The following is a 26,892-nucleotide window of genomic DNA, read 5'->3' as shown; positions in this document are numbered from 1 at the left end:
CGGATGGTCAAAAACATACACTAACTCAGTCCGGCCATCCTGCCAACCGGCACCATGAGGCGTCCCTTTACGGAGCCGCGCCGTGGCCACATGTTTCCCTGCCCGTTTCCTGCTGCACTGCGTCCATGCCTTGTCTGCCATATCTATTCAGGCATCTGCCCAGACATCATCCCCCCCCTTCCAGTGTGCCCCCTCGCGCCTGGGTCACCCGTGCCAGCCCAATAGCCAGTCCGTACTGCAGAACGATCATGAGCCGACCCTCAACCTGGGAGCCGGCAACCCGATTCATCTGGCGACAGGCAACAAGCACCAGCAAGAAACGGACATGCCCCGGCAGCCAGGTCCCCTGGGGCTGGAACTGATCCGTTATTACAATTCCTCGGACCCTCGCTCATCCCCATTGGGTCGCAGTTGGCGTCTCTCCTACGATACCCGCCTGTACGGCATCCCCCATCGCCCACAGATCGTGCAGGCCGATGGCAGCCGTATCGAATTCGCCAGCCTGACCCAGGACAGGCCCACCTGCCTGGCATTGCAGGCTGGGCAAGGCCATCTTGAACAGACGGCAACCGAATGGCGCTGGCACTGGACCGATGGCCATATCCTGAGCTTCAACCTTGATGGCTACCTGGTCCGCATCGAGCAGGGAGAAAACCGGCTGGAGATACAGCGCCATGCTGCAGCAGGGCCCCTGCAACATACCATCGCGCGTGTCTCCGACCCCGCCGGCCGGAGACTCACTTTCAACTATGAAATCACGCCACACGGCGTACGGCTGGCACAGGTAGATACCCCGCACGGTCCATGGCGCTACCAGCACGATACGCCAGGAGCCCACCTGCGGCTGACCGGGCTGCAACGACCCGATGGCATGACCCGCACCTATCAGCATGAAGCCAGCGGCAACCTGGAACAAGTGCCTTATCTGCTGACAGGCATCACCATCGGCAAAGACCACCAGTCGCTGCGCATCGGCACCTGGCACTACGATGCCACAGGTCGCGCCAACGCCTTCGAACGCCCTGGCGATCCAGCATCGCGGATAGAGTTGCAGTATCTGCAACCCAACGCACCACATCACACAGATCAAACGCTTCAGACAATCGTCACCAGCCACAGGGGACGCACCCGGTTCGAGATCGGCGTCACCCCGGCAGGCTATCGACTGCGCAATGCGCAGGGTCCAGGATGCCCTGGGTGCCCGGCCCCCATCGGCTCGATAGGCTACGATGCCCAGAACCGGATCGACCACATTGCTGACCTGTCCCTGCAACGCAATGCTGCCGGGGCGATTACAGGGCTATCCGGTACGCTTCCAGGCTGGCCAGGACTCGACATCCGCTATGCGCCAGATGGCAGGCTGCTCGGCTGGCAAAGCGACGTGACCGGGCTGGAGTCCTGGCAAAGGTCTGCAGATGCTCGGATGCTGCTGCGCCGCTTTGCCAATGGTGATGAATGGCGGTACCGCTACGACCATGCCCAGCGGCTGACCGGATTCGACGTGCGCCAGGCAGGCGGTACCTGGACCACTACCCGACTGGACTGGCACCACGACGGCTATCCGGCACGCCTGCAGCATCCTCACGAAACAACATCATGGCAGATCACCCGGCAGAACGCCGGTAGCCGCATCGAACAGCGAATCTCCAGGCCGGCACTGCTGCCGGGCGTCGCGCCGCTGTCCTATCGCGAACACTACGAGCACGATACGGAAGGCCGGTTGCTGCGCCACGCGCTGCCAGAAGGTGGCCAACTGCTGTACACATGGTCTGAACAAGGCAGGCTGGCATCGATAGACTGGCTGGATCGTGACGGGCACCTGCGGCGCGTCCTCGACAGTTCGCCGCAGGTGCCCGGCTACCGCCATGGCAATGGCTGGCACACTCTAGGAGACACCGCACAAGGCCAGCTGCGCACCCTGATCAGCAGCCCGCCGAGCGGCAACCCTGCCTCCCCCCTCATCCAGCACCTGCGCCAGGATCGACACGGTCGCCTGTCGGCAGAGTGGCTACAGACGGCGCAGGCACAGACCACAGCGCGCATGTACGGCCATGACGCACAAGGTCGGATCGGGCTGATCATCTCCGCCTCCGCACCCGGCCATGCAGCGGCAGAACGCCGCTACGTTGCCTGGGGGCAGGCCGAGAATGCTCTGGCCACGACATCGGCCACGTCGGCAGAACCGATCCTGCGCGATGCCAGCGGCTTGCCCACCCGCATCGGCAATCGCCAGCTTGAATACTCGGCACAACGCAGGCTGACACGCGTCATGGTCGACAGCCTACCGGCCGGCAAGCCGGCCTCGCTCCTGGGAGAATATCTGCACAATGCCTCGGGGGTACGCATTTTCAAACGCGCAGAGGGTCAGGACAGTCACTATCTCTACCACGGTCATCGCCTGTCTGCCGTGGCCCGACCCGCTACCCAAGGAGAAGCCGACAGCGGACGCCTATCCCGTACATGGAAGGTGGTCCAGCGCTATGTGTACGCACAGGGCATCCCCATCGCCCTGATTGACTATGGAAAGGAAGCCACAGACCTGCACTTTATCCACAACGATGCCATCGGCATGCCATTGATGATCAGCGATGCCCAGGCCCGACCGGTCTGGCACATCAGGCCCGATGCTCTGGGCCACGCCGCCCGGCCCGACACCACGCTGGCCCATGCGTTTCCACTGCGGCAGCCCGGACAGGTGTTCGACCCCGAAACCGGCTGGCATGACAATTACCTGCGCACCTATGATCCGACTGCCGGACACTACCTGGAGCCGGACCCGATCGGCCCGATACCTGGCAACAGCGCCTTCGGCTACGCAGGTCAGCGTTTTCGCAGCCACGCTGATCCGCTCGGCCTGCTGCTATTCGCCTTCGACGGCACCCGCAATGCCCCCTCCACCCGCACCAACGTCTGGCTCATGAGCCAACTCTATCAGGATGGCAGCACGTTCTACATTCCAGGCCCGGGCCAGCCCGGCAAAGCAGACTATGACGCGCTGGCCGCCAGTTCGGCACACGCTATCATCGATCGCCAGTGGACCCGCCTGCTGCAGACGCTGCATGCCCGCCAGTCCACCCATGACTATACTGCCATCGATTTGGTCGGTTTCTCGCGCGGAGCCGCCCTGGCACGACACTTTGCCAACAGGATTGCCGAACACACACAGCAGGGGCGTTTCCAGGCCTACGATCCGGCGCTGGGCCAGATCAGTCTGTGCGTGGACCTGCGCTTCATGGGCCTATTCGACAGCGTGGCCCAGATGGGCCTGAACGGTGCGCGCAATGCCGAGTTCGACTTTTCGATTTCCCCTGCCTGGCAATGGGTTGCCCACGCAGTCGCCCTGCACGAGCAGCGTGCCCTGTTTCCACTGACCGGACTGCGCGGTCCCGGCGAAGTCGGGGCCAACCTGGTCGAGGCCGGGTTTCTTGGTGCCCATGGCGATATCGGTGGCGGCTATCTCGACACATCCACCCGGATCGCCCAGCAGGGAGACCTCTCGGATGTCGCCCTGAACTGGATGCTCTGGCAGGCTCGTGCCAGCGGCCTGGCGCTTGCTGCCACGCCATGGGCACACCGCCAGGTCGAAGACCCCACGCTGCACGACGAACGGTTGCCCTACCTGCGCCAGGGTGACCGCAGGATGGATGCACCTAATACCGCCTGGCTGAATGCCCAGGCCCAGCATGAGCAGCTTGGTGCCCGGGCCCGCGATGCGCTGGAGACTTTCATCCAGCGGGTACCGGAATGGCAGAGTGCTGGTGGCAACGATGTCGGCAGCGTGAACATGGAGGAATATGGCCGCTGGCTTGAAGAGACCCAGGGCTTCAAGATGGCATCGCCCACCGGGTCGCTGTAAACTTGGCGTTTTCTCTCATTGTTTCAAGCCGATTCCATGCTCCCCGAGCAACAGCACACACTTGCCGACCTGATTCGCGCCGCCGTGGCGCGCCTGCTTCCCGACGCCCAGCCGACGATCCGCCTGGAGCGTCCCAAGGTCGCCGCCCATGGCGACATCGCCTGCAACGTCGCCATGCAGGTCGCCAAGCCTGCTGGCCGTAACCCTCGCGAACTGGCCCAGCAGATCGTCGACACGCTGATGGCCGAGCCTGCCGCACGCGAACTGCTCGAAAGCGGCGAAATCGCCGGCCCCGGCTTCATCAATTTCCGCATCACCGCAGCCGCCCGACAGGCCGTGCTGCCCGCCATCACACAGCGTGGTACCGAGTATGGCCGCGCAGCCCGCAATGGCAACAAGGTGCTGGTCGAATTTGTCTCTGCCAACCCGACAGGCCCCCTGCACGTCGGCCATGCCCGCCAAGCGGCACTGGGCGATTCCCTGTGCCGCCTGTTCGATGCCAGCGGCTGGGACGTGACCCGCGAGTTCTACTACAACGACGCAGGCAACCAGATCCACAATCTGGCGCTCAGTGTCCAGGCACGTGCGCGCGGCATCGAACCGGATTCAGCCGAGTATCCGGCCGACGGCTACAAGGGTGACTACATCGCCGACATCGCCCGCGACTTTCTGGCTGGTGCTACCGTGCAGGCGGCCGACAGTGTGCCGGTCACGGCCAGCCGCGATGCCGAAGACCTCGATACCATCCGCCGCTTCGCCGTTGCCTATCTGCGCCGCGAGCAGGATCTCGACCTGCAGGCATTCGACCTGAAATTCGACAACTACTATCTGGAAAGCTCCCTGTACGAAGACGGGCGCGTCCAGCAGGCCGTCGATCGCCTGATCGCCAGCGGCCATACCTACGAGGAAGGTGGTGCGCTGTGGCTGCGCACCACCGAGCTGGGTACGGGCGACGACAAGGACCGCGTAATGCGCAAGTCCGAAGGCGGCTACACCTATTTCGTACCCGACGTGGCCTACCACCTGGCCAAATGGGAGCGTGGCTATATCAAGGCCGTCAACATCCAGGGCAGCGACCACCACGGTACCGTGGCCCGCGTCCGTGCAGGCCTGCAGGCACTCGACCTCGGCATCCCCAAGGACTACCCCGACTACATCCTGCACAAGATGGTCAAGGTGATGCGCGGCGGCGAAGAGGTCAAGATCTCCAAGCGTGCCGGCAGCTATGTCACTCTGCGCGACCTGATCGACTGGGTCGGCCGCGATGCAGTACGCTACTTCCTGATCCAGCGCCGTGCCGACTCCGAATTCGTGTTCGACATCGACCTGGCACGCAAGCAGAGCGATGAGAATCCCGTGTTCTACATCCAGTATGCGCATGCCCGGATCTGCTCGATTCTACGCAAGCATCTCGACGAAAATACGGCGAATGCTCAAGTCGATATCCTGGCGACGGATACGGCCGATTACGCCCAAGCAGACATCAGCCTGCTGACAGCCCCCAGCGAATTTGTCCTGCTGCAACGGCTGGCTGAATTCCCGGCCATGGTTCAGCAAAGCGCCCAGGATCTCGCACCACATCAAGTGGCCTTCTGGCTGCGCGACTGCGCTGCCGATTTCCATGCCTGGTACAACGCCGAGCATACGCTGGTCGATGATCGTGCCCTCAGGCTGGCTCGCCTGCGTCTGGCGGCCGCCACCCGGCAGGTGCTGGCCAACGGCCTTGCCCTGCTCGGGGTATCGGCCCCCGAACGCATGGACCGCAGCATCAGCGAATAAGAAACGACATGGCAAAACCCCGACGCCGCGCGCCCTCCCGCTCCAATAGCCGCAGCAGCCCGATTTTCACCATGCTGGCCGGGCTGCTCATCGGCCTGGTGGTCGCGGCTGTCGTGGCGTTCTACGTCACGCAGGCACCTGTGCCATTCGTGGATCGCGCCACGCGCGAACCTTCGCAGAACAATCGCCCCCCCGATCCTCGGCAAGCGCCCGACCCCAACAGTGGCCTGTACGGTCGTGATGGTGCCGCCGGGTTGCCACACAGCGGCCCAACAGCAGACCAACCCGCACCACCGCCGATCGGCGGTCAACCGGCAACCCCGCCGTCGGCTCAGCCTGACGACGCTGTCGGCGCGCTGATCGCCTCGCTGCCGCAACAGTCAGCCGCAGCCCAGCAGGCTCCGCGCCAGAATACGCCACCGTCGGCTGCCGCAGGTGCCATCCAGCCGGCAACACCAACCACCGACCGGCCTGCTGCTCCGCCAGCGGCATCGCCTGCGCCTGCCGCAGCATCGTCCGGCAGCTACTTCCTGCAGGTCGGTGCATTCCGGGTCGCCGAAGATGCCGAGAACCGACGCGTGGAGATGCTGCTGCTCGGCCTGCCGGCCGAGATCCAGAAAGCCGATGTCAATGGCGTACTGGTCAACCGCGTGCGAGTCGGCCCGTTCGAGCGGCTGGACGACATGAACAGGACGCGGGCACGGCTGGCCGCCGACAACATCACCTCGACCGTCGTCCGCCAGTAATCCATCGCCGCAGGCCCGCCGATTTTGGCGGGCACGGCAGGAATTGAACTTGTTTGGCCGGGCATGGTCCTATCCCGGCAACCCTTTGCCCGTCATCCGATCAGGTTATATCCATGCGTACACTTTTCCAACGTCTGATTTCCACCTTCGCCCTTGCGGGTGCCGCCATGCTGCTGCCGGTCGCCGCCCAGGCCCAGAGCACGCCCTACGTCACCCTTGAGCGACCACACCAGACCGACAGCGGCGACAAGATCGAGGTGCTGGAATTCTTCTCCTATACCTGCGGCCACTGCGCTGCGCTGGCCCCCCTGCTCGACACCTGGACCAAGAACCAGCCGGATGACGTCGCCGTCGTTCATGTCCCCATCGCCTTCAACGCCGGCATGCGCCCGCTGCAACAGCTCTATTACACGCTGGAAGCCATGGGCCGCACCGACCTGCATCTGGGTGTATTCCGTGCCATCCACGAACAGCGCACCCGCATGTTCGACGAGGCCGGCATCACCAAATGGGCCACCGAGACCGCCGGCCTTGACCCCAAGGTCTTTGCCGACACCTATAACTCCTTTGGCGTGCACTCACGCATGCAACGTGCCAACCAGCTGGCAGAAAGCTATGCCATCGACAGCACACCACAAGTGGTCGTCGATGGCCGTTTCCTGACCTCGCCGGCGCTGGCCAACGGCTACGCACAGACAGTCACGCAGACCGATGCCCTGGTCAAGCAGATCCGGGCCACGCGCTAAAACACATATCGCCACAGCCTCTCCCAGTTCCTGACGATTTTCGCCGGTGCCATGCTCCAGGAAGCTTTCCTGAGACAGCCCGGCGATAAGAAAAGGGCCGCACAGATGTGCGGCCCTTTGCATATGCAATACGGGCTGGATCAGATCAGGAACCAGAGCGCTGCCATCAACGTCGGGCCAAGGGCCGACAGGAACAGCTTGAGCGGCGAGATTGCCCCATCCGGGAAGCAATTCTTGAGAATGGCGAAGCCCGCCGGATTGGGCGCATTGGCGATCACTGTCAACCCACCTCCTGTGACTGCACCGGCGACCAGCATGTAGCGCCAGGCTTCATTCGTGCCCTCGACCAGCGAACCCAGATAAGTCAAGGCCGCATTATCCGTCACGGCAGTCAGGGCTGTAGCTCCCCAGAACAAAACCAGCGGCGACAGGCTGCCCAGCAAGTCCTGCAGCCACCATTTCTGCAATCCACCCAGCAAGACCAGGCCGGCCAGGAAGAAACCGACCATCAGCCCCTCTCGGATCATCAGGCGATTCTGGTACTGCGGATAGGCACCGGCGTAGCCGATGAACAGCATCAGGAAGCCCAGGAAAATGACCGGGTGATGCGCCGACAGCACGATACCCAGCAGGAACAGGACATGGATGCCGATAACAATCAACGGCACGCGGGGTCGGGTATCGGCAGCTGGAGCGCTGGACTGATCACGTGAGCGTCCGGCCCCCAACTCGCCATCCAGCAGGTGACGACGGCATATCAGCGTCAGCAACGCGGCGTTGAGCGTGACGGCAACCGCAGCGCGCCAGCCAAAATGGCTCAGCATATAGCCCGTATCCCAACCGAAGACCTGGGCCACCATCAGTACCGGAGGTGCCGCATAAGCCGTCAGCACCCCACCGATGGAAATATTGACGAACAGCACGCCCAGCGTCAGGTACTTGAAACCAGCCTGCTCCGAACGCTGGAAATACGCATCACGTAATAACAATGCCGCCAGCGTCATAGCGGCTGGCTCGGTAATCAGCGACCCGGACAGCGGCACGGCCGTCATGATCACGAAAAACATGGCCAGCTCGCGCGGCAGGGGCAAGATACGGGACACACCTCGCACCACCAGACCAACCAGTTCGAGGATCGGGCGACTGGCAGCCACCACCATGATCACGAACACAAAGGCCGGTTCCGTGAAGTTGCGCGTATCCATGTACGCCACGGCCTCGCCAACACCGGAGAACAGGGCCATGCAGGCCAGCAGCACGCAGGCCCAGACGCCAAAAACAGCTTCGACCTCTGACAGCAGATGCCACAAACCGGCATGCGGACCATTGCGATGCGCCAGCCGGGCAAAGACAGGAACGGAAAAAGTATGGATGACGGCGATCGCGAACAGTACCGTTGCGATGATTTCGATATGATGCGGCGATTGCATCGTTCCTGACTCCGGATCGTTACAAAAACAGCCTGCAATGTAGCACCATCCCCCCTCCCTCAGCACCTCTCGATTGCACTGTCTTTCAATCTCCTGACAACATGAATATGCGTACAGGCAAGACCCTCGGATACAATAGGTGCCATGTCATTCCCCTCTCACACCCCGTCCAAGACCGTGCTGCGCTTTGAAGGCGCGGCGCTCGGCTATGGCGAATTCACCGTGCTGCGCGACATCAGCCTGCAGATCGATGCAGGTCAGGTCGTTGCGCTCATGGGAGGTTCCGGCTCGGGCAAGACCACGCTGCTGCGGGCTGCCACAGGGCAGATCCGGCCCCAGAGCGGTCAGGTGCAGGTTTTCGGGCACGACATCGGGCAGGCCGATGCACACCAGTTGCAGACGCTGCGCAAGCGCATGGGCGTCCTGTTCCAGCAGGGTGCGCTGTTCACCGATCTCAACGTGTTCGAGAACGTCGCCTTCCCCCTGCGCGAACATACCCGGCTGGAAGAGTCCGCGATTGTCGCCAAAGTGCTCAATACACTCGATGCCGTCGGCCTGCGTGCCGCCGCCCATCTGGCCGTGGCCGAGATCTCCGGCGGCATGGCCCGGCGCGTGGCGCTGGCACGCGCCGTCATCCTCGAGCCCGAGCTGATCCTCTACGACGAACCCTTCGCCGGGCTGGACCCGATCTCCCTGGGCATCACGGCACAGTTGATCCGCACGCTGGCCGACCGGCTCGGCTGCGCATCGGTCCTGATCACGCACGATGTGCAGGAATCCTTCGCCATCGCCGACCAGGTCTATCTGGTCGGCCAGGGCAAGATGCTGGCCAGTGGCACGCCTGACGACCTGAACCAGTCCCAGGATCCCTATGTGCAGCAGTTCCTGCAGGGAGCAGCCGACGGTCCGGTTGCTTTCAATTACCCGGTCACGCCTGCCTTCGAGCGCTGGCTGGCACGCCACGGGAGCCGCTCATGAACCCGGTCCTCCTGCTCTCGAACCTGGGTGGCAAGGTCCGCCGCAAACTGTCTGCGCTGGGCTTCTTCACCCGCTTCTTCCTGACCCTGTTGGGCCGCAGCGGCACTGCCCTCAAGCGCCCCCGCCTGGTCACGCAGCAGATTCACTTCATCGGCAACTATTCCCTGCTGATCATTGCCGTATCAGGACTGTTCGTCGGTTTCGTACTGGCCCTGCAGGGCTATTACATCCTGAGCAACTACGGTTCGGCCGAAGCGGTCGGTCTGATGGTGGCGCTGTCGCTGATGCGTGAGCTGGGTCCGGTCGTGACCGCCCTGCTATTTGCCGGACGCGCGGGCACATCACTGACTGCCGAGATCGGGCTGATGAAAGCCGGTGAGCAACTGGCCGCCATGGAAATCATGGCGGTCGATCCGATCCGCCGCGTACTGGTGCCCCGCTTCTGGGCGGGTTTCATCGCCATGCCCATTCTGGCTGCCATTTTCTCGATGGTCGGCATCCTGGGCGGCTGGTTGGTGGCCGTGCACATGATCGGTATCGACGCTGGTGCATTCTGGTCGCAGATGCAAAATGGCGTGGATGTCTGGGACGATGTTGCCAATGGCGTCATCAAAAGCCTGGTATTCGGTGCCACAGTCACGCTGGTCGCCCTCTACGAAGGCTGGCAGGCTCGCCCCACCCCCGAAGGCGTCTCGCGCGCCACCACCCGTACTGTCGTCACAGGTGCCCTGGCCGTTCTGGGCCTGGATTTCCTGCTGACCGCCCTGATGTTTGGCAATTGAGGTATCCCCATGTCTACTGAAAAAACCGATTTCTGGGTAGGACTGTTTGTGTTCCTGGGTGCCCTGGCACTGGCCTTTCTGGCCCTGCGCGCGGGCAACCTGAGCACGTTCTCCTTCGCCCCGACCTATTCCATAGGTGCCAGCTTCGACAACATCGGCAGCCTCAAGGCTCGCGCGCCTGTCAAGAGCGCCGGCGTGGTGGTGGGTCGGGTCAACAAGATCGATTTCGACAACAAGACCTTCCAGGCGCACGTCACACTGGACATCGAATCCCAATACAAATTCCCCAGCGACAGCTCGGCCCTGATCCTGACCTCGGGCCTGCTGGGCGAGCAGTACGTCAGTCTGGACCCAGGCGGCGATGACGCCGACCTCGAAAACGGCCAGACCATTACCTACACGCAAGGCGCCGTCGTGCTGGAGAATCTGATCAGCAAATTCCTGTACAGTTCCGCAGACAAGGAAGGCAGCGCCCCCGCCAACGACGAACATCCCGCGCCAGTCGCGCCGGCACACTGATTCCGCCCGGAGCCCTTACCATCATGCGTTTCAACCTCAAACCCGTTGCCCTGACGACCTGCCTGGCCCTGACGCTGGCAGGCTGTGCCCCCCTGCCGGGCAAGCCGGATCCCCAGGATCCTTTCGAGCGTTTCAATCGCGGCGTCTACCAGTTCAACGATACGGTCGACCGTGCCGTGGTTCGCCCCATCGCCGCCATGTATACCGACCTGACGCCCAGCGGTGCCCGCAGCTGCGTCAGCAATATTTTCAGCAATATCGGCGATATCTGGAGCGGCATCAACAGCTTCCTCCAGGGCCGTGGCGTCGATTTCTTCAATACGCTGGGCCGGGTGCTGTTCAACACCACCGTCGGCCTGGGCGGCTGCTTCGACGTGGCCACCGCCAATGGTGCCAACCGCATTCCCAACGACTTCGGCACCACACTGGGTGTCTGGGGCGTGGGCCAGGGTCCTTATCTGGTGCTGCCGCTGATCGGTCCGAGCACGGTCCGCGACACAGGCGGCCTACTGGGCGACTGGGTCGCCAACCCGGTCACGCCAGGCAGCATCAACGACGTACCGGTACGCAACACCGTCTGGGGAACCTACTTCGTCAGCAAGCGTGCCGACCTGCTGCAGGCCAGCGATACGCTCGACAGCATTGCTCTGGATCCCTACAGCTTCACCCGGGATGCCTATCTGCAGCGTCGCGAAGCCCTGCTCAAGGGACTCAACAGCACCGACCTGCCCGACTACGAAGACGAGGATGACGAAAGCATCGCGCCTGTTGCCGCGCAACCCGTCATCACCCCGCAACCCTGAACGGAACGACATGCATATGCAGAATACTGTCCATCCCAATACGCCCCTGCTGCGCAGGCTGTTCTTCATCGCCATGATCGGCCTGCTGCTGACGGCTGCCTCGGTCTGGCTGCGCCCGGCTGCGGCCCAGGATGCCCAACCCGATCCCCAGGGTGCGCCACAGGCCTTCATCGAAACCGTTGCCAACCAGGCACTGACACGCATCCGTGCCGATGGCAGCGTCCGTGCCGGTGATCGTGCCCGCATCAACCGGGCCGTCGATGAACTGATTCTGCCCTATGTGGACTTCGAGAAGACCACTCGCCTGGCAGCGGGTCGCCACTGGCGCAGCGCCACGCCCGAACAGCGCCAGCAACTGGCCGAAGCCTTTCGCGGCACCCTGATCCGTACTTATAGCGGGGCACTGACCCAGGTCGACAATCAGACGGCCATTCAGATGCTGCCCTTCCGCGGCGATGCGGATGCCAAGGATGTTGTGGTGTCATCGCAGTTCATCCAGGGCACCCGCCCGCTGGCCCGCGTGGACTACCGTCTCGAAAAGACGCCCGATGGCTGGAAGGTCTATGACCTCAACGTGGAAGGCATCTGGTTGATCCAGAACTACCGCAACCAGTTCAATCAGCAGATCCAGCAAAACGGCATCGACGGCCTGATCCAGGCGCTGAATACCCAGAACACCCAGACCAGCCAGTAACCACTGACCTGATCGACTTCCGGGGGGCATCCCCCCGGCATCCTTCTCTCTACCAGGGCATGACCATGCTCATGGCCAGGTACAGGCCCAGCAGCCTGGCCCCTCCAGCTTGCACGACATTGACCAGGCGCTCGCCTATCATCAGGGCATAGCCACGGCCCCTGAAGCTGCGAATCTCAAGGTGAGCCATCTCGGCACTGAAACGTGCTCTCAGCTTGCGCCGCAGGTTGCTGACATGCGTATCGAGCCTGCGCTCCTTAGGAGTGAATCCGGGCCCAAGGGCAATCTGCCCCAGTTGCTCACGACTGACCAGCATATTTGCATGGCGCACCAGTATCGCCAGCACTTCCATCTCCACGGCCGTCAGGTACACCTCCGTAGTACCGATTCGTGCCACTGAGCGGGCAGGATCCAGGCTGAGCTTATCGATATTCAACAGGGCATGGGCAGCCGCCGGACAACCGGTCTGGCGCATGCAGGCCTGGAGCTGCAAGTGCAAAGCATCGGCGCTGACCGGACTGGGCAAGGCCACCACGCACTCCCGCCACCCGGCATAGTCCCTGAATGCAGACAGCGCATCGTCACCCAGGCAAACGATGCGAGGCAACCTGGCAAGCGTCAGCAGTCGTGCATGGACCTCGGCCGGAACCGTACCCGCCAGTATCACCATGTCGAGCGGGGTATGCCGTATGTGCCACAGCATAGCCTCCTCATCGCACGCCAGATGCAATGAGACGGAGGCGGACATCGGCAAGGCAGCGGCGGACTGCCGAATCACCTCGGCATCCATTGCCAGCAGGACATTAAAGGGTTGAAAAGGAAAGGGTATGTTCACGACAGGCAAACAGGAATAAGGATCAACCGCAACAACGTTGCCATCAGACAACACCGGCAACCGATAACGCCAAGTAGATACAAGAAGCGTTTAGAAGTGTATAGAGCACAATTCAAAAACGCAAATCAATAACATTTGCATATCAAATACCGTACCAGTCATGCCACATCCGGCATCGGCCATTTCCAGCTCTCATCCGCTACTACGGTATTCCATGGACCACACCTTGCACACCAAGCGCCTGCACGGCGCCATCTGGGCAGCCCTCGCCAGCCTGGCCCTGCTGCCCGCCAGCCATGCCCAGTCCCAGGACACGACCACGGCAACCAGCAACACCGTCAATACGCTCGACAACATCGTGATCACCGCAACTGGTACCGAGGTCGACCTGCGCGATGCGCCTGCCAGCATCAGCGTCATCAGCCGTGAAGAAATCGAACGCAAGCCCGTCACCAGCATTGCCGAACTGCTCAACACCGTCCCAGGCGTGTCCGGTGGCTACGCAGCCACGGGCGCACAGTCCAAGATCAAGATACGCGGCCTGCCCGAGGCCTATACCCTGATCCTGGTCGACGGCAAGCGCCAGGGCAGTTCTGCGCATACCAACTACCGTCCCGACCTCGGTCAGCAGGATCTGGACTGGATCTCGCCCGAAATGATCGAGCGCATCGAAGTGGTGCGCGGCCCGATGTCCTCGCTCTACGGTTCCGATGCCATGGGTGGTGTGATCAATATCATTACCCGCAAGGTCTCGCCTGTCTGGGCCGGCACCTTCACCAGCAACTACAGCAAGCCCGACAATTCCGACCGGGGCGATACCTATCAGTTGGGAGCCAATGTCAGCGGGCCACTGACCGAAAGCCTCGGCCTGCGCCTGGGTGGCAATGTCACTCGCCGTACTGCCGACGATGTCGCTGGCGGCGCTTCCGGCACGCGCAACCAGAACGTCAATGCGCTGCTCAACTGGCAGATCACGCCCGACCAAAGCATCAGCGCCGACGTGGCCCAGGGTATCCAGCGTGCCACGCCATCCACCCAATTGGCGGCCAACGGCAACCCCATCGTCGCGGCATGGGGTTCCAGCAAGCTGACACATACCAGCTACGGGCTGACGCATGATGGCCGTTATGGTTCGGTTTCGTCCAAGGTCAACCTGTACCACAACAAGTACGAAAACAAAGGCAGCTCTGCTGCCAGCAACTCGAGCGAAACCATCCTCGACGGCAAGATTGATCTGCCCTATACCCTGTTCGTCGACAACCTGCTGAGCACCGGCCTGCAGTGGAAACGCGAAGAACTCGAAAACTCGGATACCATCGGGACCGTGCCTGTCACCTGGAATGGCGACGCCTCGCCCGGTGCAAAACTCGACAGCAACACCTGGGCCGTCTTCGGCGAAAACCAGATGTTCCTGCGCGACGACCTGACGCTGACACTGGGCCTGCGCATGGATCACCACGAGAAATACGGCAACCACTGGTCGCCACGCGGCTACCTGGTCTACCACCCGACCGAAGCCTGGACCCTCAAGGGCGGCATCGCGCGGGGCTTCCGCGCCCCCAACCTCAAGGAGAACTCGGCCGGTGCCGCCACCCAGTCGGGTGGCAACGGCTGCCGCAGTCTGGCCGGCATGGGCTGGACCAGCAGCAGCACCAATGCTGACGGCACACGCGGTTGCTACATGGCCGGCAATCCCAACCTCGAACCGGAAACCAGCACCAGCTATGAATTCGGAGCCGGCTATGCAGCCAACGGCTGGAGCGTCGAAGCCACCTACTTCCATACCGACTTCAAGAACAAGATCGACTACGCGCCGCTGGGGCTGATCAACGGCTACTGGTGGACCCGCATGGAAAACGCGCAGAAGGCCCGTACCCGCGGCCTGGAAGCCAGCCTGAGAGTCCCGCTGCTGAGCACGCTGGAGTGGCGCAGCAACCTGACACGCATGTTCGAATCAAAGAACCTGTCCACAGGCCAGGATCTGCTGGTCGTACCCAAGCTGACCATCAATTCCGACCTCAACTGGCGCATCACCGACCGCTGGACGGCCAACCTGAGCGCGCAGTACGTGGGCAAGCAATCCGTACCGTCGGAAATTCCGCGCGGCGGCCTGACTTTTGCCAAGGCATACACGACCTTCGACCTGACCACGCACTACGACGTGAACCAGAACCTGACCCTGCGTGCGGGGGTCATCAACTTGACCAACAAGTCCACGCTCGATAGCGGCAACAACTACGACAGCGGCAACCGGACCTACTTCGTGGGGCTGACCAGCCGTTTCTGAAACCAGCCGCCATGAGCGCAGGGACGGACAAGGTGCCGGGACATCCGGCATCCCGCCCTGCCCGAAAACGCATGGCATCTGTCAGGCCATGCGCTGCCACACATCATCACGCTTGGCTACGCGGTGCCAGATCGCCATGCCGAGGTGACCGACGATGATGGCCAGCAACACCCAGCCGAGCAGGCCATGGGCCGCATTGCCGGCTGCCGTCATCCACTCGACCTTGTCCTCGCCTGCCGACCACAGTGGAATGCCGAAGGGCGAAAATGCACGGCCCGAACCATAGCTGCGCAGCAAGGCCAGACTCGGCACCGCGAACATCAGCACATACAGGGCCACGTGTCCAAGGCGGGCCATCAAGCCACTACAGGATGCCTCATAGCCTGGCCGACGACGGGCGTTGTACAGGGCCCAGACCAGACGCAATGCCACCAGCAGGAACAGCAGAGCCCCCAGCGAGGCATGCGAACTCGTAAAGAATCCCGTCAGCGGGGTCTTGCCCAGGGTGACCTTGAAAATCATGCCGAGGAATTGCCAGGCGAAGATCGCCGCCATGCCCCAGTGAAGCAGTCGTGAGACGAGTCCATACTTGCCGGGACTGTCGAGCCAGTTCGCTTTCATTTTTTCTCCTGTCTGCGAATGAATTTAGACACCCCGAAGAGTGCCACACGCTGTTGCCTTTTATCTACACGCAGATCAAGCACGCGCCATTTCTCACGGGATCTGCACACAATCTTCATAAAGTCTGCACAAAGTCCGCACGACGCATCCGGTCTTTGGGGCAAAATAGACTGTATCTATCAATACATCGCGGGATAGCACTCTGGATACCATCGGTCTTGTTCTGGTCATGCTGCTGGCCGTGGTCGTCAGTGGCTGGATTGTACGTCTGCTGCCCATCGCCATCCCGCTGCCCCTGGTTCAGATTGCACTGGGCGCGGTGATGGCCAGCATCTTCCAGTACGACATCCAGCTGGAACCGCACATTTTCTTCCTGCTGTTCCTGCCGCCGCTGCTGTTTCTGGATGGCTGGCGAATTCCCAAGCGGGATCTGCTGCAGGACAAGACCATGATCATCCAGCTGGCGCTGGGACTGGTCATTTTCACGGTCATCGGGCTGGGCTACCTGATCCACTGGATGATCCCTGCCATGCCGCTGGCAGTCGCCTTCGCGTTGGCCGCTATCGTCTCGCCCACCGATCCGGTCGCAGTCTCCTCGATTGCGGCGCGCATCCCCATCCCGAAACGCCTGATGCACATCCTTGAGGGCGAATCCCTGCTTAACGATGCATCGGGTCTGGTCTGCTTTCGTTTCGCGGTTGCAGCGGCCGTCACCGGCACCTTCTCCCTGCCTCATGCCACGCTCACCTTCCTGTGGGTAGCGGCAGGCGGCCTGCTCTGCGGAGCGGGTTTTACTCTGGCCATTTCCTACGCCCAGACCTGGCTGGGTCGTCGCATCGGTGAAGAACCCGGGGCCCAGATCCTGGTCAGCGTCCTGATCCCCTTCGGGGCCTACTTGCTGGCCGAAGAGGTGGGGGCCTCGGGCATCCTGGCAGCCGTCGCCGCCGGCGTAGCCATGAGCTATGTCGAGCTGTCGGGCCGGGCACTGGCTGCCACGCGCATCCAGCGCAAATCACTGTGGGACATGATTCAGTTTTCCCTGAACGGCATCATGTTCGTCCTGCTGGGCGAACAGTTGCCCGGCATTTTCGAAGGCGCTGTCCGTGTCGTCCAGGAAACCGGCCATGAAAATCCCTGGTGGCTGCTGGTCTATGCGCTAGTGATCAATATCGCCCTGGGCCTGCTGCGCTTTGGCTGGGTACGCCTCTGCCTGCTGATCAATGGCTGGATCGCACGTCGCCGTGGTCAGGCCGAAACCCAGGTCGGCATGCGACTGACTGCTGCCGTGTCGCTGGCTGGCGTGCGCGGTGCCGTGACGCTGGCCGGCGTGCTCACCCTGCCCCTGCTCCTGCCCAACGGCGAAGCCTTCCCGGCCCGTGACCTGGCGATCTTCCTGGCTGCCACCGTGACCATCATCTCACTGATCACCGCCAACCTCGGCCTGCCTCGCCTGCTCAAGGGCCTGCACATCCCCGACATTTCCTCCCAGGCGACCGAGGAGGCCCAGGCCCGACGCCTGGCCGCCGACGCCGCGATCCATGCAATCGAGCAGTCACAACACACCCTGGAGGCCCGCTACGAGAATCCCCAGCTGTGCGCGGAAGCAGCCGCCCGGGCCATGGATGCCTACCGGCGCAAGATCGAGGCCGGCACGATTGCCGCCGAAGAAGCTTCGGACCTGCGGCTGGGGGCCTCCATCGAACAGGAGTTGCGCCTGACCGGCCTGCAGGCCGAGCGGGCCGCGGTCTTCCGGCTGGCGCGCGAACACCGCATCACCGACGAAACCTCGCGCAAGCTGGTCCATGAAATCGATCTGATGGAAGCCCGGTTGCGCTGACCACAGAAGCCCCGACATCCGGGGTACACTGTCGATATAGCAGACGAGCCGCTTATGTTTGACATTCTGGTCTACCTGTTCGAGAACTACTACACCCCGCAATCCTGTCCCGAAGCCGATGTGCTGGCACGCCGCCTGGCGGCAGCCGGTTTCGAGCGCGAGGACATCCACGATGCGCTGGGCTGGCTCTATGGGCTGGCCACGTCCACCGAGCAGTGCGTCGAACTCGCCGCCCGCCCGGCGGGGCAGTCCTGCCGCATCTATACCGACGACGAGTACCAATTGCTGGGCAGCGAGGCTGTCGGCTTCCTGTCTTTCCTGGAAAACAGCGGTGCCCTGCCTGCGCCCATCCGCGAAATCGTGGTCGAGCGCGTATGGGCGCTGGACGAACGTCCCATCGGACTGGACAAACTCAAGACCATCGTGCTGATGGTGCTCTGGAGCCAGGAAGCCGAGGTGGACCACCTGATTCTGGAAGAACTGCTGTCCGCGCAGGAAGACCCGCGCCCCCTGCACTGATGCCGGACGCCAGAGCGGGATCGACGTACCGCTCTTCCACCGTTCATGCTCCCCGGAATGACCGCTGACATGGGTGCCCCTTCTTACCCTTCTTACATCGGCCGCTTTGCCCCCAGCCCGAGTGGGCCGCTGCATGCCGGTTCGATCGCCACAGCCCTGGCCAGTTGGCTCGATGCCCGTGCCGCCGATGGTCTCTGGCTCCTGCGCATAGAAGATATCGACACCCCGCGTACTGTCGCCGGTGCTGACCGGATCATCATGCAGCAATTGCAGGACCTGGGCCTGCACTGGGACGGCGAACCTGTCTGGCAATCCCGACGCCAAACGCTCTACGCCAATGCCCTGACATACCTGCGGGCATCTCACGCCGTCTACGGCTGCGGCTGCACACGACGAGAAACCGGCGGCGGCATCTATCCAGGCACCTGCCGCCAGGGTCTGCCACCTGGCCGCACGGCTCGTGCCTGGCGCTTCCGGGTGCCGTCCGGCATCGAAACCTTCGAAGATCGCTGGCAGGGCATCCAGAAGCAGGATGTCGAGCATGAGGCAGGTGACTTCATCCTGCGCCGTGCCGATGCGCTCTGGGCCTACCAACTGGCCGTGGTGGTCGATGATGGCGCACAGGGCATCACCCATGTCGTGCGCGGTACCGACCTGTTGGACTCGACCGCACGCCAGCGGATGCTGTGCCGGGCGCTCGGACTGTCACTGCCGGTCATGTTGCATACACCGCTGGTACTGGATCCGGCCTCGGGCCTCAAGCTCTCCAAGCAAAACCATGCTCCCGCCGCCGACACTGGCCGAGCCCTGGAAACACTGCGCCAGGCCTGGCACGATCTGGGCTTTGCGCCCTTGCCCGCGACACAGCGCGATACTTTCCTCGCCACCGCCATCCTGCACTGGCAGGCCCGCTTTCCGTTATCCTGACCACTTCGCCAGCCGGCCTGCGCAGGCACCGGAACCGGCGATGCAGCAGTCCATGTGTGCGCCTCTTTGGCGCAGCAGACTTGCAAAGCTGCTTTGTCCACCCGTATCATCCGCGCTATTGTGGCGCAAGCCTGCATTGGATTCACATGACTAAAGCACTGATCATTGCCGAGAAACCTTCCGTCGCCCTGGACATCTCGCGTGCCCTGGGCGGATTCAAGCGCGAAGGTGATTTCTTCGAGAGCGAACACTATGTGCTGGCTGCCAGCATCGGCCACCTGCTGAGTCTGGTCGCCCCCAATGATCCGGTGCGCGGCAAGTGGAGCTTTACCCATCTGCCGGTCATTCCGCCCGAGTTCACGCTCAACCCCGTCGACAAGAAAGCCACCGAGCGCCTCAAGCTGCTGGTGCGCCTGGTCAAGCGCAAGGACGTGGATCGGGTCATCAATGCCTGTGACGCGGGGCGTGAGGGCGAACTGATTTTCCGCTACATCGTGCAGTATGCCGGCAGCAAGAAGCCGGTCCAGCGCCTGTGGCTGCAGTCGATGACCCAGAACGCCATCCGCGAGGCCTTCGAGAACCTGCGCGACGATGAAATGCTCAAGCCGCTTGAGGCCGCCGCCCGTTCGCGCGCGGAGGCCGACTGGCTGGTGGGCATCAACGGCACGCGTGCCATGACTGCCTTCAACAGCAAGGACGGCGGTTTCTTCAAGACACCGGTGGGCCGTGTGCAGACGCCGACGCTGGCCATCGTGGCCGAGCGCGAGGACCGCATCCGCCGTTTCGTGCCGCGCGACTACTGGGAGGTCAAGGCCCAGTTCGTGGCTGCCGCCGGCCTGTACGAAGGCCGCTGGATCGACCCTGACTTCACCAAGGACGAGCGCGACCCCGAGAAACGCGAATCGCGCCTGTGGTCGCAGGCCGCTGCCCAGAGCGTCGTGGCAGCCTGCCGCGAACAGCCCGGCAAGGTGACCGAGACCTCCAAGCCCAGCACCCAGCTGTCGCCGCTGCTTTATGATCTGACTTCGCTGCAACGCGAAGCCAACTCGCGCTTCGGCTTCTCCGCCAAGACCACACTGGCACTGGCCCAGACACTGTACGAACGGCACAAGGCACTGACCTATCCACGTACCGACTCGCGCTACCTGCCCGAAGACTACATCGCCACCGTCCAGCAGACCATGCAACACCTGGCCTCGGGCGAATCGGCTGCCGTCGGCAACCTGAGCCGCCATGCCACTCATGTGCTGGAGCAGCACTGGGTCAAACCCAACCGGCGCATCTTCGACAACAAAAAGGTATCGGATCACTTTGCCATCATCCCCACACCGCAACTGCCCCGGGAACTGAGCGAAGCCGAAGGCAAGCTCTATGACCTGGTGCTCAAGCGCTTTCTGGCTGTCTTTTTCCCGGCTGCCGAATTCCGCGTCACGACGCGACTCACCGAAGTGTCCGGCCATACATTCAAGACCGACGGCAAGGTGCTGGTGGCACCGGGCTGGCTGGCCGTGTATGGCCGCGAAGCCCAGGGCGACGATACCAACCTGGTGCCGGTCGCCGAAGGCGAGACCGTGCGAACCGAGGATATCGAAGCCATTGGCCTGCAGACCAAACCGCCTGCCCGTTTCAACGAAGGAACGCTGCTCTCCGCCATGGAAGGTGCCGGCAAGCTGGTAGAAGACGAGGAACTGCGCGAGGCCATGTCCGAGCGCGGCCTGGGCACACCTGCCACACGGGCAGCCATCATCGAAGGCCTGCTGACTGAAACCTACCTGCGCCGCGAAGGTCGCGATCTGGTGCCCACAGCCAAGGCCCGCCAGCTCATGACGCTGCTGGCCGGCCTGAACGTGCACGAGCTCACCTCGCCCGAACTGACCGGCGAGTGGGAACACAAGCTCAAGCAGATCGAACAGGGCAAGCTGCAACGCGAAGCCTTCATGCGCGAGATTGCACAGATCACCCAGGTCATCGTCAAGCGCGCCAAGGAATACGAGCGCGATACCGTGCCGGGCGACTATGCCACGCTGTCCACGCCCTGCCCGCATTGCGGCGGCGTGGTCAAGGAAAACTACCGGCGCTATGCCTGCACCCAGTGCGATTTTTCCATCGGCAAGCATCCCGGTGGCCGTACGTTCGAGATCCCTGAAGTCGAGGAGCTTCTGGCCAAGAAGGAAATCGGCCCGCTCAACGGCTTCATCAGCAAGATGGGTCGCCCGTTTGCCGCCATTCTGCGCATCAATGACGAATTCAAGCTGGAATTCGATTTCGGCCAGAATGACGAAGAAGATGACGAGGCCGTCGATTTTTCGGGTCACACGCCAGTCGGCCCCTGCCCCAAGTGCCAGGCCAGCGTGTTCGAGCACGGCATGAGCTATATCTGCGAAAAGTCCACTGGACCGGCCAAGACCTGCGATTTCCGCTCGGGCAAGGTCATCCTGCAGCAGGACATTTCGCGCGAACAGATGGGTAAGCTGCTGTCGGAAGCAGGCCGCACCGACCTGCTCGACGGTTTCGTGTCCAGCCGCACCAACCGCAAGTTCAAGGCTTTCCTGGTGCGTCAGCCCGACGGCAAGGTCGGCTTCGAGTTCGAGCCCCGTCCTGAAAAGAAGGGATCCGCCGCCAAGCCTGCCGCCGCGCGCAAGACTGCAGCCAGTACGGCCAAGGCCAAGACGACGACTCGTACGACCAAGGCGGCAACAGCCAAGAGCACAGCTGCCAAGAGTGCCACCGCATCCAAGGCGAGCGCGACAAAAACCACGGCCACCCGCAAGACCGTGGTCAAGAAAGCCAAGCCAGACGATAGCGCCGGCAACTGACCCTGGCCATCAGGCTGCCACGGGTCGGGCAGCCTTCGGCGCAACCGTTCAGGGATACAACGCAGGATAAAACAGGTTGCCCTGCCGTCAGAAAAACCGGCTCCACAACGCCGACAGCGGCATCGCGAGCACCAGCGCCGGCAACAGGTTGGCGACTGGCAGATTCAGCATGCCGCAGATCCGGAACCCGGTTGCCAGCAACAGCAGGCCGCCCGTACCGGAGAAGTCTGCCTGCATGCCGGCATCGGTCAGTGGCATCAGAAATCCCGCAGCCAACGCCAGCATCAGTTGGATTGCCAGTTGCGGCGCAGCAATCACGGCCACGGCATAGCCCAGGCTGGAGGCAAAAATTGCCGCCGTGAACAGGTCCAGGAACGCCTTGGCGAGCAGCACACTGGCATCGCCCGTCATGCCTTCCTGCATGGAACCGAATACCCCGGCCCCACTCGCGCAGAACAGCACGACCACCACCACATAGCGATCCAGAAAGGCTTCTTCATCCGCCGGCGCGGCCTGACCCGTACCGCTGCGACGTTCCACCAGCAGCCGCACCGCATTGCCGACGCGACCGATCCAGTATTCCAAACGGCACAGCTCGCCAATCACTGCCCCCAGCAGCAGCGCCATCACCGCAACCGGCAAATGCGCGGTACGCACGGTCAGCATGACGCCCATGCCCAGGGCCGCCAGGCCAAACACCGATGGCAGCGTCTTGCGCAGACTGGCCGGAATCCGGTCTCCCAGCGCCGCACCGCCGATACCACCCAGCAGGATGGCGGCGCTGTTGATGAAAGGACCGATAACCATGGAGCACTCCGCAAGACCAGATCAAGTCGGCCATTCTACTGCTGTCGGCACGCTCGACATATCTCCCGCTACGCCGCCGGGTGCGTCCGGAACCAGGTTTCTGCGTCCAGCATGATCTCGTTGTGTCCCACGCCCGCCGGCATCATCGGAAAACAGTTTTCCTGGTCAGCCACGCAGACATCCAGGAAATAGGCACCCGGATGATCCAGGCAACGCTGTAGCGCCGCCTCAAGCATGGCGGGCTCTGACACACGTTCAGCAGCCCAGCCGAAGGCCTGCGCCAACAGCACGAAATCGGGCTGCGCCACATGCTGGCTGTGGCTGTAGCGCCCGCCGTGAATCAGTTCCTGCCACTGCCGGACCATACCCATGAAGCCGTTGTTGCAGAGCACCACCTTGACCGGTACGCCATGCTGGCTGGCCGTGGCCAGTTCCTGGATATTCATCATGATCGAGGCATCACCGCTGACGCACACCACGGTACGTGCCGGATGGGCAATCTGCGCACCGATGGCCGCTGGCAATCCGTACCCCATGGTGCCCGCACCACCTGACGTCAGCCAGCGCCCCGGCCCTCGCACCGACAGATGCTGTGCCGCCCACATCTGGTGCTGACCCACATCGGTGGAGACCACGGCATCGCGCCCCACCAATGCCCGGTCCAGCGACTGCATCAGCGCCTGCGGCAGGATGTGCTGGTCATTGTCAGGCACGGCCAGGCACTGCTGCGCGCGCCAGGTCGCGATCCTGCCCCACCAGTCGGCCAACCGCCGCGGCGCGGCATCCAGTTCAGGCCAGAATGGCTCAAGCGCCGCCTCCAGCCCCTGCAGCATCTGCCCGCAATCGCCCACCAGGGCCACATCGACAGGCACCACCTTGTTGATCGACGTCGGATCGATATCAATGTGGACTTTCTGCGCGCCCGGACAGAAGGCATCCAGGCGACCGGTAATGCGGTCATCGAATCGGGCTCCGACGCAAACCACCAGATCGGCCTCATGCATGGCGAGATTGGCCTCCAGCGTACCGTGCATGCCCAGCATACCCAGGAACTGGCAGTCGTCAGGCGGATAGGCTCCCAGCCCCATCAGGGTCAGCGTGCAGGGTGCCCCGACACGCCGTACCAGGGCCGTGAAATCCGCGCAGGCCTGAGGTCCGGACTGAATCAGGCCGCCCCCCCCATAGAATACGGGCCGCCGGGCCGCTGCGATCAACTCCGCCGCTCGCGTCAGGCCACCACGCGGCAGGCGGGGTGCTGCCTCCTGCCGCCCCCGTCCATAGCCGGCACGCTGCGGGGCTCGTCCCTGCTGCACATCCTTGGGCACATCGACCAGCACCGGCCCCGGTCGCCCCTGACGCGTCAGCGCATAGGCGCGCTCGATCACCCTGGCAACATCGGAGCTTGAGCGGATCTGCGTATTCCACTTGGTCACAGGCCGGGAAATCCCCACCGCATCACATTCCTGAAAGGCATCGGTGCCGATCGCAGCCGTCGAGACCTGCCCACTGATACACAGCACAGGGACCGAATCACACATGGCATCGAGCAGCCCGGACACGGTATTGGCCATGCCAGGGCCGGACGTGACCAGGACGACACCGGTCCGTCCCGTGCTGCGGGCATAGCCTTCCGCGGCGTGAACGGCAGCCTGTTCATGGCGCACCAGAACGTGGCGCAACCTGGGCTCGGCATGCAGCGCATCATAAAGTGGCAATACTGCCCCCCCCGGATAGCCAAAAATGGTATCGACCCCAAGGGCGACGAGTTGATCGAGCAGCGCCTGGGCGCCGGTTCTGAGCTGGAGATCACGGGAACTGTTCATGCCGGATATCGTATCTGTGCAACTGCAGAATAGGCATCCTTTATTTCTCCAGTTTTCCACCTAAAATAGGAAATATTTCTTCAAAAAATCGCTTTTAAAGAAAATGAACCTCGATAAATTTGATCTGGCCATTCTGGCATCCCTGCAACGCAATGCCCGCGCCAGTCTGAGCGAGATCGGTGCCGAGGTCGGACTGTCGTCCACGCCCTGCTGGAACCGCATCAAGCGCATGGAACAGGCTGGCGTGATCCGGGGCTATACCGTCGATCTCGACCCTGCCCAACTGGGCTATCAGGACACGGTGATCGTACATGTCACGCTGGATGACCACAGCGAGCAGACGCTCTACGAATTCGGCCGCGCCCTGGCCGATATCCCTGAAGTGCTGGAGGCCTATCTGGTGTCGGGTGACTACGACTATTACATCCGCATCGCCGTGCGCGATACGCGCGACTATGAGCGGCTGCTGCGCGAACGGCTCTATCTGATCCCGGGCATCCGCCACAGCAAGTCCAGTTTCGTGCTGCGCCAGCTCAAACAGGGACGGCTGCCGCTGCAGCGAAAAGATACATAGGCCCGAGGTTTATGTGGGTATCACACCCAACAGGTAATAATAACCATTATTAATGCTAAAATCGTCGGAACAATTCAATCGTGTTTCCGATGTCCACACCTACCGCGACGCCCATCCTGGCTGCCCTGATCCGCCACTATGATGCGCTGGTCGGCCACATCCAGACACGCTTTGGCTGCCGGCATTTTGCGCAGGACGTGGTCCAGGATGTCAGCGTTGATCTGCTGACCACGCCACGACAGGCCATTCGCCAGCCCCGTGCCTTTCTCTACCGCCTGGCCACGCATCAGGCCATTGATCACTGGCGTAGCCAGCGTACCCGACAGGCAGCGCTCGAACAGCCCGCCGCACAGCACTGGCTGCAACCCGAAGCCGCGCCCGGCCCACACGAAGCGCTGGAAAGCCTGCAGACCGAGGCCCGCCTGATCCAGTGCCTGGCCAGCCTGCCATTGCGCTGCCAGGAAGTCTTTTCACTGCATGTACTGCATCAGGTTCCGCAGACCCGCGTCGCAGACATGCTGGGCATATCGCGCACCATGGTCGCCCGGCACCTTGAACGCGCCCATGCCGCCATACGGGAAGTGCTCGACCATGCTGCCTGAGCCAGCAACCGGCGGTCCCGTATCCGGCCATGCCTCGCCGCCCATCACCAGCGAGCCTGTCGCTCAGGAGACCTTGCAACCCTATCTGGAAACCCTGCGCCTGGTCCTGCCCACCCCGGATGAAATCCTGCGCCGTGCGCGCCGCCGCAAACGACGCCTGACAGCAGCCGCCAGCCTGGCGCTGCTGGCCATCCTGTCCACCGGCCTGCGGCTCTGGAATCCGGTTCTGGAACAGCACACCCTGCAGATGCGCATCGGCCAGCGCGGACACTGGACACTCTCGGATGGCAGCGCACTGGCACTCAATACCGATAGCCGCATTGCAGTGCGCTATCGGCTGTTTTCCCGGGAATTCACACTGGAGCAGGGCGAGGCCATCTTCACCGCCGCCCACTCCGCGCTGCGCAGCTTTACGGTGCAGGCCGGACCGGTACTGATTGAAGATATCGGTACGGTCTTCGCCGTGCGTCATACGGACCAGGGCGCACAGATCGGCGTCATGGTATTGGAGGGACGTGTCGATGTGCTGGATGCCCAGGGTCGACGCCACATCCTGCGTGAACAGGATGCCCTGCGCCTGACACAGGCCGGCACGCACACCACACACCGCAATGCCGATCCAGACCGGCTGGCATGGCGCGACGGCAAGCTGCTGTTCCGTCAGACACCGTTGGGCACGGTGCTGTCCGAAATCCAGCGTTACCGGCAGGCACCGATCCGCCTGCACGACAACAGCCTGGCGACCCTGCCGATCACCGGACAATTTGAACTCGGCAACCTCGAGGATATTCTGGCCTTCCTGCCCCGTATCGCACCGCTGGCCGTACAAAAGCAATCCGACGGCAGTCTTGATATTCGTCGTCGCCCGGCAAGATGAAATAATTTGTAAATTCAGGTTGGCACTCTACCAT

The 26,892-nt window shown here is 62.6% G+C and carries 22 protein-coding genes; 17 read left to right on the top strand and 5 right to left on the bottom strand.

What is annotated here, in order from left to right:
• Window positions 1–82: 82 nt before the first annotated feature.
• The 4 genes from DD235_RS12090 (at window position 83) to DD235_RS12075 (ending at window position 7,127) form a co-directional block, all read left to right on the top strand.
• Window positions 83–3,856 (top strand): phospholipase effector Tle1 domain-containing protein, encoded by a 3,774-nt coding sequence (locus DD235_RS12090; protein WP_109062358.1) that lies wholly within the window; start codon window positions 83–85, stop codon window positions 3,854–3,856.
• 36 nt (window positions 3,857–3,892) lie between these two features.
• Window positions 3,893–5,635 carry an arginine--tRNA ligase gene (gene argS / locus DD235_RS12085; RefSeq protein WP_109062357.1) on the top strand — a complete coding sequence of 581 codons (1,743 nt, stop codon included), beginning with the start codon at window positions 3,893–3,895 and terminating at the stop codon, window positions 5,633–5,635.
• An 8-nt stretch (window positions 5,636–5,643) separates the two neighbouring features.
• Window positions 5,644–6,381, top strand: a complete 738-nt coding sequence (locus DD235_RS12080; protein WP_109062356.1) for an SPOR domain-containing protein — start codon at window positions 5,644–5,646, stop codon at window positions 6,379–6,381.
• Between the two features lie 113 nt (window positions 6,382–6,494).
• Window positions 6,495–7,127 carry a thiol:disulfide interchange protein DsbA/DsbL gene (locus DD235_RS12075; RefSeq protein ID WP_109062355.1) on the top strand — a complete coding sequence of 211 codons (633 nt, stop codon included), beginning with the start codon at window positions 6,495–6,497 and terminating at the stop codon, window positions 7,125–7,127.
• A gap of 140 nt (window positions 7,128–7,267) precedes the next feature.
• Here DD235_RS12075 and DD235_RS12070 read toward each other — a convergent pair whose 3' ends face one another.
• Window positions 7,268–8,557 (bottom strand): putative Na+/H+ antiporter, encoded by a 1,290-nt coding sequence (locus DD235_RS12070; protein ID WP_109062354.1) that lies wholly within the window; start codon window positions 8,555–8,557, stop codon window positions 7,268–7,270.
• 144 nt (window positions 8,558–8,701) lie between these two features.
• Here DD235_RS12070 and DD235_RS12065 point away from each other — a divergent pair, with 144 nt between their 5' ends.
• Genes DD235_RS12065 through DD235_RS12045 form a run of 5 tightly spaced genes read left to right on the top strand, consistent with a single transcriptional unit; the run spans window position 8,702 to window position 12,333 of the window.
• Window positions 8,702–9,535, top strand: coding sequence for an ABC transporter ATP-binding protein (locus DD235_RS12065; protein WP_109062353.1), 834 nt, complete (start codon window positions 8,702–8,704; stop codon window positions 9,533–9,535).
• Window positions 9,532–10,317, top strand: coding sequence for a lipid asymmetry maintenance ABC transporter permease subunit MlaE (gene mlaE, locus DD235_RS12060; protein ID WP_109062352.1), 786 nt, complete (start codon window positions 9,532–9,534; stop codon window positions 10,315–10,317). The genes DD235_RS12065 and mlaE overlap by 4 nt, the downstream gene beginning before the upstream one ends.
• 9 nt (window positions 10,318–10,326) lie before the next feature.
• Window positions 10,327–10,836, top strand: a complete 510-nt coding sequence (mlaD, locus tag DD235_RS12055) for an outer membrane lipid asymmetry maintenance protein MlaD (protein WP_109062351.1) — start codon at window positions 10,327–10,329, stop codon at window positions 10,834–10,836.
• A 23-nt stretch (window positions 10,837–10,859) separates the two neighbouring features.
• Window positions 10,860–11,639: an MlaA family lipoprotein gene (locus DD235_RS12050; protein ID WP_109062350.1), complete on the top strand. Its 780-nt coding sequence runs from the start codon at window positions 10,860–10,862 to the stop codon at window positions 11,637–11,639.
• 16 nt (window positions 11,640–11,655) lie between these two features.
• Window positions 11,656–12,333: an MlaC/ttg2D family ABC transporter substrate-binding protein gene (locus tag DD235_RS12045; RefSeq protein ID WP_109062532.1), complete on the top strand. Its 678-nt coding sequence runs from the start codon at window positions 11,656–11,658 to the stop codon at window positions 12,331–12,333.
• A 49-nt stretch (window positions 12,334–12,382) separates the two neighbouring features.
• On the opposite strand, the gene DD235_RS12040 is transcribed toward DD235_RS12045, so the two are convergent.
• Window positions 12,383–13,036, bottom strand: a complete 654-nt coding sequence (locus tag DD235_RS12040; RefSeq protein ID WP_162300482.1) for a winged helix-turn-helix domain-containing protein — start codon at window positions 13,034–13,036, stop codon at window positions 12,383–12,385.
• A gap of 346 nt (window positions 13,037–13,382) precedes the next feature.
• On the opposite strand from DD235_RS12040, the gene DD235_RS12035 reads away from it, so the two are divergent.
• Window positions 13,383–15,455, top strand: a complete 2,073-nt coding sequence (locus DD235_RS12035; protein ID WP_109062348.1) for a TonB-dependent receptor domain-containing protein — start codon at window positions 13,383–13,385, stop codon at window positions 15,453–15,455.
• 81 nt (window positions 15,456–15,536) lie between these two features.
• Here DD235_RS12035 and DD235_RS12030 read toward each other — a convergent pair whose 3' ends face one another.
• The gene (locus DD235_RS12030; protein ID WP_109062347.1) at window positions 15,537–16,076 is read right to left on the bottom strand and encodes a cytochrome b; all 540 of its coding nucleotides are present in this window, start codon (window positions 16,074–16,076) and stop codon (window positions 15,537–15,539) included.
• 229 nt (window positions 16,077–16,305) lie between these two features.
• Between DD235_RS12030 and DD235_RS12025 the strand changes: the two genes are divergently transcribed.
• The 4 genes from DD235_RS12025 to DD235_RS12010 all read left to right on the top strand — a co-directional run bounded on the left by DD235_RS12025 (window position 16,306) and on the right by DD235_RS12010 (window position 22,175).
• Complete coding sequence (locus tag DD235_RS12025) at window positions 16,306–17,913, top strand: Na+/H+ antiporter (protein ID WP_239990130.1); 1,608 nt, start codon at window positions 16,306–16,308, stop codon at window positions 17,911–17,913.
• A 54-nt stretch (window positions 17,914–17,967) separates the two neighbouring features.
• Window positions 17,968–18,432: a Smg family protein gene (locus DD235_RS12020; RefSeq protein WP_109062345.1), complete on the top strand. Its 465-nt coding sequence runs from the start codon at window positions 17,968–17,970 to the stop codon at window positions 18,430–18,432.
• A 69-nt stretch (window positions 18,433–18,501) separates the two neighbouring features.
• On the top strand, window positions 18,502–19,359 hold the full coding sequence (gene gluQRS, locus DD235_RS12015) for a tRNA glutamyl-Q(34) synthetase GluQRS (protein ID WP_239990129.1): 858 nt from the start codon (window positions 18,502–18,504) through the stop codon (window positions 19,357–19,359).
• 146 nt (window positions 19,360–19,505) lie between these two features.
• A complete protein-coding gene (locus DD235_RS12010; protein WP_109062343.1) occupies window positions 19,506–22,175 on the top strand; it encodes a DNA topoisomerase III in 2,670 nt (889 codons plus the stop codon).
• Between the two features lie 87 nt (window positions 22,176–22,262).
• Here DD235_RS12010 and DD235_RS12005 read toward each other — a convergent pair whose 3' ends face one another.
• On the bottom strand, window positions 22,263–22,982 hold the full coding sequence (locus tag DD235_RS12005) for a DUF554 domain-containing protein (protein ID WP_109062342.1): 720 nt from the start codon (window positions 22,980–22,982) through the stop codon (window positions 22,263–22,265).
• A gap of 68 nt (window positions 22,983–23,050) precedes the next feature.
• A complete protein-coding gene (ilvB, locus tag DD235_RS12000; protein ID WP_109062341.1) occupies window positions 23,051–24,805 on the bottom strand; it encodes a biosynthetic-type acetolactate synthase large subunit in 1,755 nt (584 codons plus the stop codon).
• 103 nt (window positions 24,806–24,908) lie between these two features.
• Between ilvB and DD235_RS11995 the strand changes: the two genes are divergently transcribed.
• The 3 genes from DD235_RS11995 to DD235_RS11985 all read left to right on the top strand — a co-directional run bounded on the left by DD235_RS11995 (window position 24,909) and on the right by DD235_RS11985 (window position 26,858).
• Window positions 24,909–25,379 (top strand): Lrp/AsnC family transcriptional regulator, encoded by a 471-nt coding sequence (locus tag DD235_RS11995; protein ID WP_109062340.1) that lies wholly within the window; start codon window positions 24,909–24,911, stop codon window positions 25,377–25,379.
• Window positions 25,380–25,468: 89 nt separating this feature from the next.
• The gene (locus DD235_RS11990; protein WP_109062339.1) at window positions 25,469–25,981 is read left to right on the top strand and encodes an RNA polymerase sigma factor; all 513 of its coding nucleotides are present in this window, start codon (window positions 25,469–25,471) and stop codon (window positions 25,979–25,981) included.
• The gene (locus DD235_RS11985; protein WP_162300481.1) at window positions 25,971–26,858 is read left to right on the top strand and encodes a FecR family protein; all 888 of its coding nucleotides are present in this window, start codon (window positions 25,971–25,973) and stop codon (window positions 26,856–26,858) included. The genes DD235_RS11990 and DD235_RS11985 overlap by 11 nt, the downstream gene beginning before the upstream one ends.
• Window positions 26,859–26,892 lie beyond the last annotated feature (34 nt).

The sequence above is a fragment of the Corticimicrobacter populi genome (assembly GCF_003123725.1).
GTDB classification, from domain to species: domain Bacteria; phylum Pseudomonadota; class Gammaproteobacteria; order Burkholderiales; family Burkholderiaceae_B; genus Corticimicrobacter; species Corticimicrobacter populi.
The sequence above is the reverse complement of the archived record's forward strand: the minus strand, read 5'-3'. Positions and strand labels throughout refer to the sequence as shown.

Bases quoted from the DNA above. Each gene is read 5' to 3' on its own strand.
- argS (WP_109062357.1), top strand. From the start codon at position 3,893: ATGCTCCCCGAGCAACAGCACACACTTGCCGACCTGATTCGCGCCGCC.
- DD235_RS12080 (WP_109062356.1), top strand. From the start codon at position 5,644: ATGGCAAAACCCCGACGCCGCGCGCCCTCCCGCTCCAATAGCCGCAGC.
- DD235_RS12075 (WP_109062355.1), top strand. From the start codon at position 6,495: ATGCGTACACTTTTCCAACGTCTGATTTCCACCTTCGCCCTTGCGGGT.
- DD235_RS12070 (WP_109062354.1), bottom strand. From the start codon at position 8,557: ATGCAATCGCCGCATCATATCGAAATCATCGCAACGGTACTGTTCGCG.
- DD235_RS12065 (WP_109062353.1), top strand. From the start codon at position 8,702: ATGTCATTCCCCTCTCACACCCCGTCCAAGACCGTGCTGCGCTTTGAA.
- mlaE (WP_109062352.1), top strand. From the start codon at position 9,532: ATGAACCCGGTCCTCCTGCTCTCGAACCTGGGTGGCAAGGTCCGCCGC.
- mlaD (WP_109062351.1), top strand. From the start codon at position 10,327: ATGTCTACTGAAAAAACCGATTTCTGGGTAGGACTGTTTGTGTTCCTG.
- DD235_RS12050 (WP_109062350.1), top strand. From the start codon at position 10,860: ATGCGTTTCAACCTCAAACCCGTTGCCCTGACGACCTGCCTGGCCCTG.
- DD235_RS12045 (WP_109062532.1), top strand. From the start codon at position 11,656: ATGCAGAATACTGTCCATCCCAATACGCCCCTGCTGCGCAGGCTGTTC.
- DD235_RS12040 (WP_162300482.1), bottom strand. From the start codon at position 13,036: ATGCTGTGGCACATACGGCATACCCCGCTCGACATGGTGATACTGGCG.
- DD235_RS12035 (WP_109062348.1), top strand. From the start codon at position 13,383: ATGGACCACACCTTGCACACCAAGCGCCTGCACGGCGCCATCTGGGCA.
- DD235_RS12030 (WP_109062347.1), bottom strand. From the start codon at position 16,076: ATGAAAGCGAACTGGCTCGACAGTCCCGGCAAGTATGGACTCGTCTCA.
- DD235_RS12025 (WP_239990130.1), top strand. From the start codon at position 16,306: ATGCTGCTGGCCGTGGTCGTCAGTGGCTGGATTGTACGTCTGCTGCCC.
- DD235_RS12020 (WP_109062345.1), top strand. From the start codon at position 17,968: ATGTTTGACATTCTGGTCTACCTGTTCGAGAACTACTACACCCCGCAA.
- gluQRS (WP_239990129.1), top strand. From the start codon at position 18,502: ATGGGTGCCCCTTCTTACCCTTCTTACATCGGCCGCTTTGCCCCCAGC.
- DD235_RS12010 (WP_109062343.1), top strand. From the start codon at position 19,506: ATGACTAAAGCACTGATCATTGCCGAGAAACCTTCCGTCGCCCTGGAC.
- DD235_RS12005 (WP_109062342.1), bottom strand. From the start codon at position 22,982: ATGGTTATCGGTCCTTTCATCAACAGCGCCGCCATCCTGCTGGGTGGT.
- ilvB (WP_109062341.1), bottom strand. From the start codon at position 24,805: ATGAACAGTTCCCGTGATCTCCAGCTCAGAACCGGCGCCCAGGCGCTG.
- DD235_RS11995 (WP_109062340.1), top strand. From the start codon at position 24,909: ATGAACCTCGATAAATTTGATCTGGCCATTCTGGCATCCCTGCAACGC.
- DD235_RS11990 (WP_109062339.1), top strand. From the start codon at position 25,469: ATGTCCACACCTACCGCGACGCCCATCCTGGCTGCCCTGATCCGCCAC.
- DD235_RS11985 (WP_162300481.1), top strand. From the start codon at position 25,971: ATGCTGCCTGAGCCAGCAACCGGCGGTCCCGTATCCGGCCATGCCTCG.